This is a genomic window from Rothia sp. HMSC071F11 (genome assembly GCF_001809115.1).
Classification (GTDB): Bacteria; Actinomycetota; Actinomycetes; order Actinomycetales; family Micrococcaceae; genus Rothia; species Rothia dentocariosa.
On the sequence record NZ_KV795760.1, the window covers coordinates 24,578 to 25,204 of the forward strand.

Annotated in this window: 1 pseudogene; it reads right to left on the reverse strand. The window is 55.8% G+C overall.

Going from position 1 to position 627, the window contains the following annotated elements:
• Positions 1-627 (reverse strand): annotated as a pseudogene (locus tag HMPREF2554_RS07715) (pyruvate, water dikinase); the annotation flags it as partial.

The window sequence follows — 627 nt, forward strand, 5'->3', positions numbered from 1 at the left end:
GCGCAGATTCTACCTCATCAAATAGCGCATAGGTCACATCTGAGGGAGTAGCCAAGATGCCGCGTTCAACGAGTCGATGTGCGATCTCGTCCATGACCCTACGAGCCTCAACAAACCATTCTTCGATGAGATACAGAGAGCCTTCACGTGCGACATGCAGAGCCCGCAGCGCGGTGACCGTCTTATCCCAACGTTTATGCAGGAACCGTGGCAGTCGGCTGCGCACGAGCTGACGTTTATCGGCCCGATCTGCATCCATGGTGTGCCTGCCGCGAATACCAGCAGCAATCAGCGTGAAAAATGCTTCAGGGTTCTCGCCCCAAGACCTGCTTGAATAGGGCAGGTACATGCGCGGTGTGCGCGCCCCAATTCGCGACAGCGTCTGCTGAACCTCTTCGAGAAACGTCGGCCCGTTGGCGTGCTTCGAGAGAGATTCAACCGCGTTATCTGTTTCCACAAGGACGTCATCGAGACCGAGTTCGCGGGCGCGCTCGCAGAGACGCGAAATCTCACGGTCGATATGTGCCGTCACAAAATCGAGGTTCGCGAATAAATCCTCGGTGGTGATGCTCGGGCCGAGCCGCGCAATTTTAATCATCACATCCGCCTCAGCACGTTTGAACATTA